Raw genomic sequence first — 14,732 nt, forward strand, 5'->3', positions numbered from 1 at the left:
ATGAATACAACTAACCTTCTTGGATTGAACTCTAATGAGAGAGGCGTGATTAAAAGATTAGTTGATTATGTTACTAATAATCCCACTCATAAAACATCAGATATATGGAGTTGCTTTTCTCGGCCAGAATTATCACGAAAAATATCTGACGATTTAGGAAATAAACATGATATCACTTTTAGTAAAATAGAAAAAGATTCTCTTGCAAGTGCCAAAGTAAAACTGACTAAATACCTTGCAAAAATATGTTTAAATAGATGTTCTTATTGCAAAAGGCCTATGGGGAATTATGGCTGGAGTTGGCATATTGAACATATAAAATGTAAGCAACATCATCGTAATGCTACTTTTCTGCTTGAAAACTTCACCCTTGCATGTGTAGATTGTAATTATAGGAAAGCTTCAGGAGTGGATAAACCTAACAGGTTTAGTGATATAATAAACCCAAATTCAGTTGGCTTTCATTATAAAAATCATTTGGAAATGAATATACATGGTAATGAAGTGATCCTATCTTTGAATTTTTCTAAAATAGATCATTTAGGAAGTAATACTTATGATTTGTTAAAGCTTAAAAATTTAGAATACTCGACGACATTAAGAAGTATCAATCAATCTATTGACGTATTAATTGGTGATATTGATAGGATTTTAATTGAAGAACCTAAAGATGAAAACGAAGAAAGATTAATGTCACTACTGAATGAATTGAAAACTAATTTAATAGAAAGATAAAATACCTCATTTTTATAACATTAATGCTCTTACATTATGTGAGAGTATTAATGTTGATTTGAGTTTTTTGCTTTTAGCGCAGTTATATTTTTTGTTATATGATATGAACTTCCCCCTTTTAAAGGGCAGGCCCGTTCCCCTTATTCTCCCTTCCTTTCAGCCTTTGCCGTTTCAGCCCCTTTTCGCCATTTTCAGTTCTTCTGTTTTTGAGGTGGTACAGGTGGGACAAGTGGTACAACCGCGCCAGCCGTGGCTTTGCGCTGTACCACCTGAAAAATACCAGTCGGAAAAGTGGGACAGATTCAGCAACGGCTGTCCCACCTTGTACCACTTTTTTTAAACCAAATTCTCTAAGGTGGGACGCTGAAACCCGCGCCAGCCCTGCGTGTACCACTTGTCCCACCCTGTACCACCTTTTTTTAAGACACGCGAGATGGCACTCAGATACTGAGGATGCGGGAGGTGAGCCGGTAGACCCTGGTTTTGCCGATCTCCGGCAGGCGAACCTGCGACTGGTATTTCCCGTCGCTGCCGGGCAGCAGGCATTCCGCTTCCAGACATAATCTGGCCGCTCTGGCGGGACTGAATCCCCGGCACATTTCCCGCCAGCCCTCCGGCAGGATGTGAAACAGCGTGTGCTCCTCGCCCGTCAGCGGATCTTTTTCCACCCGGCGAAAGCCCACCATATTCAGCGGGCGGTCCGGGCCATCCCACGAGGCAAAGCGGCTGTACTGGTGTGCGGTGATGAACCGTTTGATCTGCGCCAGCACGCCTTCATCCTCCTGGTTGGCAATATGGCCGCGTTCGTTCAGCCAGGCATGCAGGCAGATCTGCACTGCCTCATACGCCGTGCCTTTCTGCCAGCCCGTGATGCCGTGCAACGTTGCCATCTCTCCGGCCACCGCCAGCAGGGCAAAACGGGCCACGATGCGCTGCACCTGGTTTCCGGCATGCTCCGGCATCAGGGCGGTCTGGTAGCGGCGAAGTAACTCTCTCGCCAGCGTGGTGCTGGCATCCATGTGATGGGTGAGGAAGGCCAGCCAGGCACGAAAGGCGGTGCCGTGGAAGCGGGCGACCCGGTCGCAGAGGGCATCGGCGAACTGCTGGCCGCTGGCAAAGCCGTGTAGCTGCTCAAACGCGCCATGCTGCCCGGTGTCGCTGGGGATTTGTACCATGCGCACGTCCATCCCGGCGTAGAGGCGTTCTCCGGCGCGTTCGGTGTGTTCCGCCAGCGACAGCTCCCCGGTGGAGAAGAGCAGCAGTGTCCAGTGCCTGCGGTTGCGTACTTCGCCGTCGGTGCGGGCGCGCCCCTTGCCCTGGCCGTTCGCCAGCATATAGGCAATCATTCCGGCTTCCCGCGGGTCCACTTCGCGCAGTTCATCGAGCGGCAGCAGGGCATCGTTGTGGCGACTGGCAATCCCCTCCAGCGCATTCCCGGTGGCTCGCCAGGAGTGCCAGTAGTCGGTACCGCCACACACGGAAGCGGCCACTTTCATCACCGTGGTTTTACCGTCAGTGGACTCACCACGCAGATGAAAGCCTCCGCCGCCCGTTCCGGTCAGGCGCAGCAGCGGGGCGGCCAGCGCGCAGCAGACGGCAAAGAGCAGACGTGAGTTGCCTGCACAGAGTGCGGCGACCTGCTCCTGCCATTCCGCCAGCGTACCGGATTGTGCAAAGCCGCCAGTCAGGTAGTGGCTGCCCTGAAGGATGACATTGTCGCTACCGGGACCGATAACCTCATCCGGCAGCACGTACACGCCGTTGTGCCAGCCGGTTTTCTCCACGCAGGTGACCCGGCGTCCGGGGAGTGACCGTGAGATGTACTCGCACAGCAGGCTGCGCAGGGCGGGGCGAGTGGCGATGTAGGTCAGGCCGTTCTCCAGCAGGATGCGCCGCAGCTCCTCGCCGTTGCCGCTAAGCATCGCCATCGGCATAGCCCAGCGCCGCAATTGCCCGGTGGTGGTGTGCCATTCCAGCAGGCGGCCATAGCTGCCGTCATGGCTGTCGCAGGTGATGGCGGTGATGCACAGAGGGGAGCAGATGCGCTGGGGCTGGACGTCGCTTTCCCCGTCGCGGCGTTCGGTGAGCTTGTCAAACCACAGTGCTTCTTCATCGAGGCGGAAGTGATCCGGCAGGATGTCAGAAGGCCTTTCCTGCCGCAGGCGTGCAAGCTGACCGCTCCAGTTCTCCAGTAACTCACCGTCGTGGCTCATCAGCCGGGCCATCTGCACACCCGCGTGCGCCAGTTTTACGGCGATTTTCAGCAGATCTTCTTCGCGGATATCGCCGGTGCGAAGTACCCGGGCGTAGAGTGTGTCGGGCCTGATAATGGTCAGATTGCTCAGATCGGCCAGTTCATCCGGGCCGAGTACCACCGGGGGAACATCATCTTCCCGGTCGGGATCTTTTCGACAGGCGCGTGAGGTCTCCCATGCCAGGCTTCCGGCGAGGATCACCACTTCGAGTGTGCGGTCGGGAGACTGCTTGTTGAGAAAAGGGGCGCGTTTCATGATGAGGTATCGGTCGGCTCATCCCTGAGCGTGGATTAACGAATAGCGGCGCGGCGCTGTTGCCACTGGCGGATTTCAGCAGCATCGAAGACCACCAGTCGGGAAGAGAGGTGGACGGGGCGGGGAAAGTCGGTGTTTTTAATCAGGCGGTAAACCGACGATTCGCTCATCGCCAGAAACTGGACCACCTGCCGCATACGCACATTGCCGCTTTCGGGAAAAGCATCGTTGATGTCAGCACGGGTTTTCATGATTGCACCTCACGGGAACAGAGTGTCGGAGCGGTTATAGCGCGGAACGGGAAGGGGAGGTATAGGTCCGGGTGAAAAACTTAAGTCCAGAAAGAAAGTAATGAGTCCGAGAGGATATTCTTTGCCATCAAAACTGATGGTGTTAGATTAATTTATTGAAAATAAATGGTTTAATTGCGATTTGAATCTGTCGGATTCAAATATCTTCAGGTCCATGGATGGCTACGCACGACTTCGAGCATCTTACAATCACTGGCGCAATCAAGTTGTACCCTACCACTTGGTAGTAATGACAGCAGGCATTTAAGAGATATTATGTGTGGCTGCTTAAACACAGCCACACTTCTGATCACTCAATTATTTTTAATGAGTAATTGTTCGGGGAATAATACTCTCCGACCACAAATTCGCTTTCAGTGAATTTAGGGTTAATCTCAGATGTTGCAAATATTAATTGATAATCATGTTCATAATGAGAACACTCATTGATTATTATCTCTTGTAAATTATGACTTCTATTTTTTTCCATGCCGCCATCATCTATTCCATCTAGCATCATGAATCTTGGGAGTCTCATTGAATGATTTTCCATACTTGCAGAAAGAAGTGCTAAATGGAAAATATGTCTAAGAACCACTGCCGAGCTTTCGGAGAAATTTTTGCTACCATTGACATAAACACTGTTATCGGTAAAACTGAATTCTACGCTTTCGGGTGTGATAAACTCTTTTTGTAAAGGTAAATCTTCTTGTAATAATTCTTGTGCGATGGTGCTTACAGAGTCATAGATTTTATCTTTAAGTCGCTCTTCAGCTTTTTCATATAAATCTATAAGATCATCTAGTCTGTTTTTTTCAGCCTGTAATTCATCACGTCGTTCTTGTAATTCATTAATTACGACAATAAGTTTCTTATCCTCGTAAGCTCTTTTTATTTCTTCGTCTAGTCGTCCGATTGCCCTATATATTTCACCTATAGCTGCTTCTTGAGGGGATGCCCAATAGTTCGACTCCTTGAAAAATTCTTGTTCAAGTCTTTTTAGTTCACTATCTGCTAAAGGAACTTCTCGCTTTAACCGAGCTAATTCATCTCTTCTTCTACTCATCAGTTGAAGAGATTCTTTTATTTGAAGCGTAAGTTCATTTTTCATTCTCAGCAACTGATTTGTCGCTTTATCATCTGATTGTTCTGATTTACATAAATGACATGTATGACTACTGTTAATAGTATCGATTTTCGTGAGGCAACTTGGGCAAAATTCAAAGTTCATGCTATCAAATATGCCTCGGGTTTCTCCGGACTGTTCCAAATTTTTCAGTCTGTCTTGTAGTTCTGATATAAACATTTCAGAGTCTGAAATCTCAAACTCTAATGACTGAATTTTGTTTTTCAGTTTGGCTGTTTTGCCTTTAGCATGGTTTAGTTCATCTCGTAACGAATTTACACGTTTTTCTGAGTCAACTTTATCATTAGATAAAAATGCTGTCCCATCTGTAAGCTTTTTATTTTCAATTGTTCGTAGTTCGTTCAGGTCTTTTATTTTTTCATCAATACCTTGCATATCAGGAGCTTGACCAGAACGGCCTAAAACGTTAAAAATGCTTTTTAATTCGGCAACTTTCTTTGTTAACTCTGTTTCTACATCTCTGAGAGAGAGTTGTGCATTGTACAATTCATCGTTATAAACCCCACATAGGTATCCCCCTACAGTTTCACGTGTCAGTGCATTGTCAAATCTATCAAATCGGAAAATTGGACTATGCACAGAAGGTTGATCAGCGTATAAAACACGCAAAACCTGATGCAACGTAAGATTTGATGAGCCAGCCCCTTGCGCCAGCGGCATGGAAAGTGCAGTGAAAACAGCCTGAGTGAAGCTTATTTTACTTTCAGAACGTTTGAATGGATATAACTCCCACTCATGTACGCCAGCCTCTAGAGCCTTAGCTATTGGCCCCCAGTAAATATACAGAGGGCGCATTGGATCTGTCGATATTTCGCGCTTAAAACATGCTTTCTCATTATTTAAAAATACCTCAACAATGGTACTTGTACATTTCAATGCTTGCGGTTTCCATCTGATATTTTCCGCGCCTAATGAAAAAGCCAACATATCCATGATAGTGGTTTTGCCGGAGCTATTTCTTCCACGGATAATGTTTACACCTTTGTGAAATTCGCAATCAAATGCACGATGTCCATTCTGAAATACTGTTAGTCTATTTACAATAAGGGTTGGCTTAATGAATGTCATATCTATGCTCCATGAGTTTAGTTCTAGACTTGAGTCCATCTGGTCCAATCAAATGAAATTTAGCCATGCTTTGGATAATGAAGGATGAAAAAGGTTCTTTGTTGTCCAGGAATTCCTTCATTTCCAAGGCCAGTTTTTGTGGTAATTTCTTATCTGTCCTTACAACATAACCTGTATTTAGCTCATCGGAGCCAATATAACCTGCTGCCAGCATACATTTTATTGCCGCATCCTGAATATGTCGCATTTCTTTAAAAATTATCTCTGGATTCAGTGGGTCATGATATTCATTATAAATCCGTTCGGCAGTCTTTTTTATTTTTACATGTTGGCGAGGCATTTTTACATTGCTTAATAAAAATGGAAACAAAACATAAAAATCCAAAATTTTAAGCTTGTCTATTTCAACTTCACCAGTTCTTTCGATAATTGCCATCATTCTAAAAAGACAATGATAGGCATCATACGCTGGATGATAAACTAACATTTATCCCACCTTATATGACAATTTCCACCTAAAAAATATAATAATCCTAAGAGATCTTTTTCTGATAAATCTAACAAGTTATCACCTAACATTTCACTAATATTCTCTAATATTAATGATGTTTTCTCATCGACAACTACCCTATCTTCTTCACCTTGTATAAGCGGTGTGATCTTCAACATAAAGTCAGTGTGAATTTTATCCAATATTAGCGCATAAATTTCTTGTGCAGTTTTGGAGGACTGACACTTCAATATCGCCTTAAACGCCTTTTCTTTAAGGTCCGTTGCGAAATATATAAGTTCGGTTCTGTCACTGTCTGTTAGTTTTGTTTCTAAATCTCTGATGTCAGGGTTAGTGTCTGTTGCTAAATAATGTTTTAATTTATCACAAAAATCCTGTCCACTACTTACCCCATCCTCTTGTGAAAGTTTTTGGTACAGGCGATCCAGAGTTCGATTACTGCTGCGAGCAATATTAGTTATGTAATTTTTTTGGTCCCCGCCAACAATACTCCCTCCATTAACCCTGTTACCAGATTGTTCTTGTTTGCTAAACACATCAATCACTCCCTCAGTGAGAATTAGTCTGATCTCGTCCGACTACGCTTCCGTTCGTTACTGTGTTGTTATTCTGTGTGGGAGTGCTTTGATTCATATTTATTTGTTTCAATTTGAAACTATATACAGTAAACGTGGCTACCCAACTAATGCCCGCGCCAGCTAAAAAGCTAATGATTTCGCTTAAATATTCCATGATGCCTCCAATTGAATGATTTTAAGGACAATTCTAATTGTGAAACGGCATCTTTAACAACCCTTCAAATACAATATAATGCGTCCTCGTTATTCTCACCGTGCCTGCACGCTTTAAGTACTGGTTTTCTTATAGTCGCTTGAGATACGAAAAATCCTGCTAGAACTGACTGGGTCAGGCTATAAGGAGCATTTGAATCTGTAACATCGTCCCCCGTACACTATGTGATGTATGTAATCCTGCATTTCCCCTTTGACTTCTACCTATCAATCTTGGTGCTGTATGTATATACAGTATATTAGTTGTTTAGAACTGTAAAACTCTTTTTTTAGTTTCAAGTAGATGGTTTTGATAGGTGGTAAATCATAGGGAAATCAATAAAGTCAGGTTTCTTTGTTTCACCACGAAAGGTATGCCGAGCAGAGGCTGCGCTGGAGGTTGCTTTAGTCTTCGGGAGTACCACCATTAGCGCTGAATGGCTCGGTTAATGCCATCAAAAACTGATGCAGCAACAATGTGCCTTTTACGGGCTGTGGTCATGTATGATGTTTAACGCCCCATCTTCAACACCTCATAAAACGTCCCTCGCCCAAGCCCATCAAACGACAATCCCCGCTCCTGAGCCAGCATCTTCAGCTTTCGAAGTATCCGATCCGAAGCCGGTTTATCAGACGTCCCATACCGTCCGTCAGTCTCCTCAACCAGAAGCTGAACCAATAGCCAGCAGAGTCGGGCAGTATTCTCACGTGCCTTGTCGCGTTTATGCATCCCACGCTGGGAAGGTTGTGCTGAAGTAGTGAGATCTGGTAGCGCGTCGTCACCGAGCGTTTTCAGCCACTTGCGGCCACGGCTGTTACGCGACAGTTTCATCACCGCCTTCTGGCTGCGGGCCTTAATTTCTGGCGGCGTAAGTTCGTCATCAATAAGCCGCCAGGCCAGTGCGAACATCTCATCGGCATAGAACATGCGTTTGTTCGCCGGGGCGCTGACCATGCCCGTTGCTTTGATGGTGCGGCTGATAGCGTCGTGCAGGATACGGTAATTCTCCTGATGTTCTTCCGGCAGGGCGTTTGCAGGTTGGGAAGCATCGAGGCCGAGAAGCAGAAGGGCGAGATGCCGCGCTTCCAGCAGCGGCATATCACATTCCCGTTCAAACAGATTCTGACGAATGGGACTGGTCACATTATTCTCCTTCCACGATCTGCAGTGGTTCTTCTGCACCGAGCAGCGCCTGCCGTCTGGCAGCATCAACGTAGTTTCCCCACCACTGCATCAGCGGTCGCCTTTGTTCCAGATAGTCGCTGCGGTTGTAGGCCGCTTCGATCTCGTCTTCTTTCTGATGCGCCAGCGCAGATTCCAGTACTTCACGGGGAAAATGACCTGCCCCCGCCGTTCTGGCGATGCTGCGCATGCCGTGGGCGACCAGCTCGCCGCCAAACCCCATTCGGATAAGTGCGGCGTTCGCGGTTTGCTGGTGCATATGCTCCAGTGGTTTGCGGATGCTGGGGAAAACCCACGGGCGATGGCTGCTGACGGGTTCCATAACCTGAAGAACGCGCAGCGCCTGTTTGCTGAGCGGCACCGTGTGCGAACGGTTCATCTTCATAAAGGTGTCAGGGATGCGCCATTCCGCTTTTTTCATGTCGATGTCGCACCAGCGGGCGCTGACGGCTTCGCCGGGGCGAACCCAGGTCAGTAGCTCCCATTCGATAAGGCAGCGGGTTTCCTTGCGGATAGAGGCGTTCTGTAACGCCAGCATCAGTCTGCCCAGCTCGCTGGGGTGAAGGGCGGGCATATTCTGCTTTTTCGGTTTCTTGAAGCGGGCGACCAGGTTGTCAGCCGGATTGAACTCGATGAGTTCTTCGGAGATGGCGAAGCGAAAGATTTCATTAAGCCGTGAGATCACCCGCCGCAGCGTTTTCAGTATGCCCTGTTCTTCCAGTGGCGTGAGGTGTTCCTTGAGCATCTTCGGGCGGATCTCAGTGACGGGCATGTTACCCAGAGAAGGGAAGACGTGCATCTCCAGCGAGCGCCAGACATCTTTGGCGTGATCTTCGCTAAGGTCGCTGGTCCGTTTCTTCTCTTTGAGCCACTGTTCCGCAACTTTTTCCAGTGTGCATTCATTCTGGATGCGTTTTTCTTCGGCTATTCCTGCTAAGTGTTGACGGGGATCGATGCCCTGATAGAGCAGTCGTCTGTATTTCGTGCGAGTTTCGCGGGCCATCGCCAGTGTAACGACCGGGTAAGGGCCAAGGCTGGTTTTGGTGCGCTTTTTGGTGACGGGATGATAATACTCGAAATGCCAGGCCTTCCTCCCTGAAGTCTTAACCAGCAAGTACAGGCCTTCACCGTCCCGTAGCTCATAGTCTGTGCTACGGGGCTTCGCGCCAGCGATCTCCACATTTGTTAAGGGTTTCAGTTGCTTAGGCATGTTTTAGCACCACGCTTTTTTAGCCCCACGATACCGTGGTGCTAAAAAAGCGTGGTGCCAAAAGCTCAAGATTCATACAGAGATCATGACCACACATGCAACAAAAAAGCCTGCAACTCGTTGAAGTTACAGGCTTTTTTAAGGTTCATGATGCATCATGAATGAATGTTTGGTGGAGCTGGCGGGAGTTGAACCCGCGTCCGAAATTTCTACATCCTCGGTACTACATGCTTAGTTTGTCTTTACATTCGCACGCCAGCTGCGGACAGACACGCCACTAACGAACTAGCCTGATTAGTTTTAACGCTTCAACCCCAGGCAGGGTTTCCACGCGATCTCTTTTGGGTTTGACCTCTCTTTGATCCCCGTCTTAAGAGCGGAAGCTAGGGAGAGAGGGCTCAGAGCAGGTTATTAAGCTGCTAAAGCGTAGTTTTCGTCGTTTGCGACTATTTTTTTGCGGCTTTTAACGAGGCAAACCGCCCCTCGGCATGCACCTTGGGTTTCGCAAATCCCGTCGAATCCAGAATCAGCCCCAATAGTGTTGAACTGAGTATACCAGATTTCACTTCCTGGATACCAGCCCGGAACGCTAACTTATTGAATAGTACAATAAGTGTGCAGAATCAACGTCCTGCGTTTTTCATAATGCGCGCTTTGTCCAACTGCCATTCGCGCTCTTTCAGGTCAGTACGTTTGTCGTGCTGTTTTTTACCCTTCGCGACGCCAATTTTCACTTTGCACCAGGCGTTTTTCCAGTACAGCGACAGGGCGACCACGGTGAAACCTTCGCGGTTGATGCGTCCGTAGAGGGATTCCAGCTCACGCTTGTTCAGCAGCAATTTGCGCGTGCGCGTTGGGTCACACACGTAGTGTGAAGAGGCGACGGTCAGCGGCGTAAAGTTCGCGCCGAACAGGAAGGCTTCGCCATCTTTCAGGATCACGTAGCTATCGCCGATGTTGGCTTTCCCGGCGCGCAGCGATTTTACTTCCCAGCCCTGCAACGCAAGGCCAGCTTCGAATTCTTCTTCAATGAAATACTCGTGGCGAGCACGCTTGTTGAGCGCAATGGTCGCCGAGCCTGGTTTATGTGCTTTTTTCTTCGTCATAAGTGTCGTAAAGCCGTCGGTAATCTGATTTCAAAAAGTCACCTCATTGCGTCCTGTGAGGTCTAACGCGCTATCTTAGCACGAGATGAGGCTTAGCGTTTTTTTAACAGGTGATAAATGTTATTATTTGTCCGTTGTGTGACCATGGGAAATGCTATGCCTCAGATTAGCCGTACTGCGCTTGTGCCTTACAGCGCGGAACAAATGTATCAGTTAGTGAACGATGTTCAGTCTTATCCAGAATTTATTCCGGGATGCACCGGGAGTCGCGTTCTGGAGTCCGGCCCGACGCAGATGACCGCGGCGGTGGATGTCTCCAAAGCGGGGATCAGCAAGACGTTCACCACCCGTAATACGCTGACGAGCAATCAGAGTATTTTGATGCATCTGGTGGATGGTCCGTTTAAGACCCTGATGGGGGGCTGGAAGTTTACGCCGCTGAGCGCTGACGCCTGCCGCATTGAGTTCCATCTGGACTTCGAGTTTACCAATAAGCTGATTGAGCTGGCGTTTGGCCGCATCTTTAAAGAGCTGGCATCGAATATGGTTCAGGCGTTCACCACCCGCGCCAAAGAGGTTTACAGTGTCGCATAAGATTGCTGTAGAAGTGGTGTACGCGCTGCCGGAGAAGCAGTATCTGCAGCGCGTGACGCTGGAAGAGGGGGCGTCCGTTGAGGCGGCCATCCGTGCTTCCGGCATACTTGAGCTTCGCAGCGATATCGACCTGACGAAGAACAAGGTCGGGATTTACAGCCGTCCGGTGAAGCTCGGCGATGTGCTGAAAGAGGGCGACCGAGTGGAGATTTATCGTCCGCTGATTGCCGACCCGAAAGAGCTGCGTCGTCAGCGCGCGGAGAAGGCCAGTAAGTAGCGCTTTCTTCCCCGGTGGCGCTGCGCTTACCGGGGCTACGATTCTTCGTAAGAACTCAGATACAAAAAAGGTGCTCAATGAGCACCTTTTTGCTTTTCTGACACCGGATTATTTGGTCAGGGCAGGCTTGTTGTCGATGTTGGTCAACACACCGGCGCTGCTGAAGGTCAGCGTCAGGGTCTGCTGGGTCGCATCTTCATGGCCCGGCTTCTGACGGAATACATAGAACCAGGTGTTAGTGCCGAACGGATCGGACATCATCGGGGTTCCCAGTGCATAAGCGACCTGCTGTTGTGTCATCCCCACGCGGATTTTGGACACATCGTTAGGGGTAAGGTAGTTCCCCTGGTTGATGTCAGGACGGTAAACCACTTTCTCCAGAGTGGAACAGCCTGCGGTCAACATCAGAAGAACCGCTGCGGCAGCGGTCAGCATTTTACAACGCATAGTGATTTGATTCCTTTTCGGGCCCGAGCAGAACGCGGCTCATATGTAATATGCCGATGATAATAGACCTTGCCCCACTTTGAAACCGGTCTGGCGGCGTTTTTGTTGTTCTGTATGACCATGAGATCCCGAAAAAGTTTATGCCGCCAGCAGTTCTTTCGCGTTCGCGAGCGTGTTACGTGTGACTTCGCTGCCGCCGAGCAGGCGTGCCAGCTCCTGCAGACGCGCACGTTTATCCAGCGGCTTCATGTGCGTTTCGGTCATTTCACCGTCGGTTTCTTTGCTGACGATAAAGTGATGATGACCGCAGCCCGCGACCTGCGGCAGGTGGGTGACACACATCACCTGCGTGGATTCGCCGAGCTGGCGCAGCAGTTTACCCACCACCGCCGCCGTCGGGCCGCTGATGCCGACATCCACTTCATCGAAAATCAGCGCCGGGGTGTCCATTTTACGCGCGGTGATCACCTGAATCGCCAGTGCAATACGTGACAGTTCACCGCCGGAGGCCACTTTGGAAATCGCCTGCAGCGGCTGCCCCGGGTTGGTGGTGACGCGGAATTCGATGCGATCCGCACCTTCCGCCGTCAGGTGATTCTCTTCAAAGCGAACGTCAATGGTGAAGACGCCATGCGGCATCGCCAGCGTGTGCATGCTGTCGGTAATGTGCTGGCTTAACTCCTGAGCATAGTGCTGACGAATTTCATGCAGCTTTTGCGCTGTCGCCAGCGCCTGTTCATGGTGCAGGCTCACCGCCAGAGAGAGGGTTTCCAGCGAGTCAGCCTGATCGTCAAGCTGCTGCTGCTCGTCCAGCAGAGACTGATAGTAGCCCGGGAGCTCTTCCGGCGTAACGTGGTGCTTGCGCGCCAGCGAGATCTGACGGGAGATACGCTGTTCCAGCTCAAACAGACGGTTCGGGTCGAGATCCAGACGCTCACAGTAGTGGCGCAGTTCGTCACCAGCTTCAGAGATCTGAATGGCCGCCTCTTCCAGCATATCCAGGACGCCAGACAGTTTGCTGTCCATGCCGACCAGTTCGGTAAGCAGCTGACGGACGTTATACAGCTGGCTCTGCAGGTTCACGTCTTCGCCATCCGCCAGCAGGTTGAGCGCATTCTGGCTGGTTGAGAGCAGATGCCCGCTGTTCGCCAGGCGCTTGTACTCTTCGTCGATTTGCTCAAACTCACCCGCCTGCGGGTTAAATTCGTTCAGCTCTTTGAGCTGGTATTCCAGCAGCTCCGTACGGGCGGCGCGCTCCTGGCTTTGCTGCTGGTGCTGAGCGAGCTCGCGGCAGCTCTGATGCCACTGGCGATAGTGCTCCGCCATAAGTTGAGTAAGCGCGTACTCACCCGCATAGCCATCCAGCAGCGCTTTCTGCTGTTCGGGTTTGACGAGTTGCTGATGCGCGTGCTGACCGTGGATCTGGATAAGCAGCTGACCGAGTTCACGGAGCTGGGAGAGCGGGACCGCCGTGCCGTTGATAAAGCCGCGTGAGCGACCGTCGCTGCTGATCACGCGGCGAAGTAAACACTCACGTCCATCTTCAAGCTGGTTCTGCTCCAGCCAGCGCTGGGCTGCAGGGGTGTCTTTCAGGGAGAAGCGGGCGCACAGGTCGGCACGGTTTGCGCCCATGCGCACCATGTCGCCCTCGGCGCGGCCACCAAGGCACAAGCCGAGGGCATCAATGGCAATGGATTTACCCGCACCGGTTTCCCCGGTGATCGCCGTCATGCCGCTGTGGAAATCGATCTCAAGCTCACGAACAATGGCAAAGTTGCTGATGGTCAGTTGTGCCAGCATAATTGTTTTCCTGTATGAAAAACCATAACTGTGTTTTCATACAGTATAAACTGGTTTTATATACAGTAAAGTCCTGGATGCAAAATCAGAACAATTTTTTTGACCAGCCAAGCTTCGAACTTAATGTATTGAAATAGCTGTAATCTTTCGGATGAATCAAATTCAGGTGGTAATCACACCGGCGAATAAGCACATCTTCACCTTCCTGGATCGGAAGCGCAATCTGGCTGTCGCAGCTGATCTCCAGGTCGTTTCGGCGGTGCGAGAAGCGCAGACGGATCGTGCTGTCGCCGTTGATCACCAGCGGGCGGGCGGAGAGCGTGTGCGGGAACATCGGCACCAGGGTTATGGCGTCCAGAGAGGGGGTCAGGATCGGGCCGCCGGCAGATAGCGAGTAGGCGGTTGAACCGGTCGGTGTCGAGATAATCAGCCCGTCAGAACGCTGGGAGAAGGCAAAGATTTCGTCGATATAGACTTCGAACTCAATCATGTGCGCCACTTTACCGGGGTGAAGAACTACCTCGTTAATCGCGGTGCTGATGCGCTTCTGGCAGTCCTGCTGGCACACCTGCGCTTCCAGTAAAAAGCGTTTTTCACTGATATAGTGGCCTTCCAGCACGTCGGCCAGTTGCTGCTGCGCATTGTCCGGGTCGAGGTCGGTTAAAAAACCGAGATTGCCACGGTTGATACCGATGACCTTGATGTCATAACGCGCCAGCGTGCGGGCAGCGCCGAGCATGTTGCCGTCGCCGCCCACCACCACGGCGAGATCGGCCTGTTGGCCAATTTCCGCCAGCGTGCCGGTTTTGACGCTCTTCAGCTGCAGCTCCTGAGCAATCTGCTGCTCGACCATCACTTCATAGCCTTTGCTACACAACCAGCGATACAACATTTCATGTGTCGTTAGTGCGGTAGGGTGACGCGGATGCCCGACGATCCCAATACACCTGAAATGATTATTCATTTTCTGGAGGTCCTTGTGCCTGATGAATGATGACAATCTGTCTTGTTCCCTTGAATCCCGGAAACTGATCCCCATAATAAGCGAAGTTAGCGAGATGAATGCAGAAAAACGCGGAGAAAT

The 14,732-nt window shown here is 49.7% G+C and carries 14 protein-coding genes and 1 other RNA gene; 3 read left to right on the top strand and 12 right to left on the bottom strand.

What is annotated here, in order from left to right; translation table 11 throughout:
- Complete coding sequence (locus tag BFG58_RS24005) at nucleotides 1–735, top strand: HNH endonuclease (RefSeq protein WP_139125332.1); 735 nt, start codon at nucleotides 1–3, stop codon at nucleotides 733–735.
- Nucleotides 736–1,175: 440 nt separating this feature from the next.
- Here the strand turns inward: BFG58_RS24005 and BFG58_RS19545 are convergent, their stop codons facing one another.
- From BFG58_RS19545 to smpB, 9 genes are all read right to left on the bottom strand, one after another.
- On the bottom strand, nucleotides 1,176–3,245 hold the full coding sequence (locus BFG58_RS19545; protein ID WP_069720399.1) for a DUF927 domain-containing protein: 2,070 nt from the start codon (nucleotides 3,243–3,245) through the stop codon (nucleotides 1,176–1,178).
- 35 nt (nucleotides 3,246–3,280) lie between these two features.
- Nucleotides 3,281–3,496, bottom strand: a complete 216-nt coding sequence (locus BFG58_RS19550; RefSeq protein ID WP_069720400.1) for an AlpA family transcriptional regulator — start codon at nucleotides 3,494–3,496, stop codon at nucleotides 3,281–3,283.
- A gap of 349 nt (nucleotides 3,497–3,845) precedes the next feature.
- Nucleotides 3,846–5,750, bottom strand: a complete 1,905-nt coding sequence (locus BFG58_RS19555) for an ATP-binding protein (protein WP_069720401.1) — start codon at nucleotides 5,748–5,750, stop codon at nucleotides 3,846–3,848.
- Complete coding sequence (locus BFG58_RS19560) at nucleotides 5,737–6,237, bottom strand: ABC-three component system middle component 5 (RefSeq protein ID WP_069720402.1); 501 nt, start codon at nucleotides 6,235–6,237, stop codon at nucleotides 5,737–5,739. The genes BFG58_RS19555 and BFG58_RS19560 overlap by 14 nt, the downstream gene beginning before the upstream one ends.
- A complete protein-coding gene (locus BFG58_RS19565) occupies nucleotides 6,231–6,797 on the bottom strand; it encodes an ABC-three component system protein (protein ID WP_047353793.1) in 567 nt (188 codons plus the stop codon). The genes BFG58_RS19560 and BFG58_RS19565 overlap by 7 nt, the downstream gene beginning before the upstream one ends.
- Before the next feature lie 745 nt (nucleotides 6,798–7,542).
- Nucleotides 7,543–8,175, bottom strand: coding sequence for a hypothetical protein (locus BFG58_RS19570; RefSeq protein ID WP_069720403.1), 633 nt, complete (start codon nucleotides 8,173–8,175; stop codon nucleotides 7,543–7,545).
- Between the two features lies 1 nt (nucleotide 8,176).
- A complete protein-coding gene (locus BFG58_RS19575) occupies nucleotides 8,177–9,424 on the bottom strand; it encodes an integrase domain-containing protein (RefSeq protein WP_069720404.1) in 1,248 nt (415 codons plus the stop codon).
- A gap of 170 nt (nucleotides 9,425–9,594) precedes the next feature.
- Nucleotides 9,595–9,958, bottom strand: a transfer-messenger RNA (tmRNA) gene (gene ssrA / locus BFG58_RS19580).
- A gap of 89 nt (nucleotides 9,959–10,047) precedes the next feature.
- The gene (gene smpB, locus BFG58_RS19585) at nucleotides 10,048–10,530 is read right to left on the bottom strand and encodes an SsrA-binding protein SmpB (RefSeq protein WP_024908331.1); all 483 of its coding nucleotides are present in this window, start codon (nucleotides 10,528–10,530) and stop codon (nucleotides 10,048–10,050) included.
- Nucleotides 10,531–10,686: 156 nt separating this feature from the next.
- On the opposite strand from smpB, the gene BFG58_RS19590 reads away from it, so the two are divergent.
- Both BFG58_RS19590 and BFG58_RS19595 read left to right on the top strand, forming a co-directional pair.
- Nucleotides 10,687–11,124: a type II toxin-antitoxin system RatA family toxin gene (locus BFG58_RS19590; protein ID WP_014832955.1), complete on the top strand. Its 438-nt coding sequence runs from the start codon at nucleotides 10,687–10,689 to the stop codon at nucleotides 11,122–11,124.
- A complete protein-coding gene (locus tag BFG58_RS19595; RefSeq protein WP_069720405.1) occupies nucleotides 11,114–11,401 on the top strand; it encodes an RnfH family protein in 288 nt (95 codons plus the stop codon). The genes BFG58_RS19590 and BFG58_RS19595 overlap by 11 nt, the downstream gene beginning before the upstream one ends.
- A gap of 108 nt (nucleotides 11,402–11,509) precedes the next feature.
- Here the strand turns inward: BFG58_RS19595 and bamE are convergent, their stop codons facing one another.
- The 3 genes from bamE to nadK form a co-directional block, all read right to left on the bottom strand.
- Nucleotides 11,510–11,848 carry an outer membrane protein assembly factor BamE gene (gene bamE / locus BFG58_RS19600; protein ID WP_008502502.1) on the bottom strand — a complete coding sequence of 113 codons (339 nt, stop codon included), beginning with the start codon at nucleotides 11,846–11,848 and terminating at the stop codon, nucleotides 11,510–11,512.
- A gap of 138 nt (nucleotides 11,849–11,986) precedes the next feature.
- Nucleotides 11,987–13,648, bottom strand: a complete 1,662-nt coding sequence (gene recN, locus BFG58_RS19605) for a DNA repair protein RecN (RefSeq protein WP_069720406.1) — start codon at nucleotides 13,646–13,648, stop codon at nucleotides 11,987–11,989.
- Nucleotides 13,649–13,733: 85 nt separating this feature from the next.
- Complete coding sequence (gene nadK, locus BFG58_RS19610) at nucleotides 13,734–14,612, bottom strand: NAD(+) kinase (RefSeq protein WP_008502500.1); 879 nt, start codon at nucleotides 14,610–14,612, stop codon at nucleotides 13,734–13,736.
- Between the last annotated feature and the right edge of the window lie 120 nt (nucleotides 14,613–14,732).

Source organism: Enterobacter sp. ku-bf2 (genome assembly GCF_001742765.1).
GTDB lineage: Bacteria > Pseudomonadota > Gammaproteobacteria > Enterobacterales > Enterobacteriaceae > Enterobacter > Enterobacter quasiroggenkampii.

Excerpts from the sequence above, each read along its gene's own strand:
- bamE (WP_008502502.1), bottom strand. The coding sequence starts at position 11,848 with ATGCGTTGTAAAATGCTGACCGCTGCCGCAGCGGTTCTTCTGATGTTG.
- nadK (WP_008502500.1), bottom strand. The coding sequence starts at position 14,612 with ATGAATAATCATTTCAGGTGTATTGGGATCGTCGGGCATCCGCGTCAC.
- recN (WP_069720406.1), bottom strand. The coding sequence starts at position 13,648 with ATGCTGGCACAACTGACCATCAGCAACTTTGCCATTGTTCGTGAGCTT.
- BFG58_RS19555 (WP_069720401.1), bottom strand. The coding sequence starts at position 5,750 with ATGACATTCATTAAGCCAACCCTTATTGTAAATAGACTAACAGTATTT.
- smpB (WP_024908331.1), bottom strand. The coding sequence starts at position 10,530 with ATGACGAAGAAAAAAGCACATAAACCAGGCTCGGCGACCATTGCGCTC.
- BFG58_RS19590 (WP_014832955.1), top strand. The coding sequence starts at position 10,687 with ATGCCTCAGATTAGCCGTACTGCGCTTGTGCCTTACAGCGCGGAACAA.
- BFG58_RS24005 (WP_139125332.1), top strand. The coding sequence starts at position 1 with ATGAATACAACTAACCTTCTTGGATTGAACTCTAATGAGAGAGGCGTG.
- BFG58_RS19550 (WP_069720400.1), bottom strand. The coding sequence starts at position 3,496 with ATGAAAACCCGTGCTGACATCAACGATGCTTTTCCCGAAAGCGGCAAT.
- BFG58_RS19560 (WP_069720402.1), bottom strand. The coding sequence starts at position 6,237 with ATGTTAGTTTATCATCCAGCGTATGATGCCTATCATTGTCTTTTTAGA.
- BFG58_RS19545 (WP_069720399.1), bottom strand. The coding sequence starts at position 3,245 with ATGAAACGCGCCCCTTTTCTCAACAAGCAGTCTCCCGACCGCACACTC.
- BFG58_RS19575 (WP_069720404.1), bottom strand. The coding sequence starts at position 9,424 with ATGCCTAAGCAACTGAAACCCTTAACAAATGTGGAGATCGCTGGCGCG.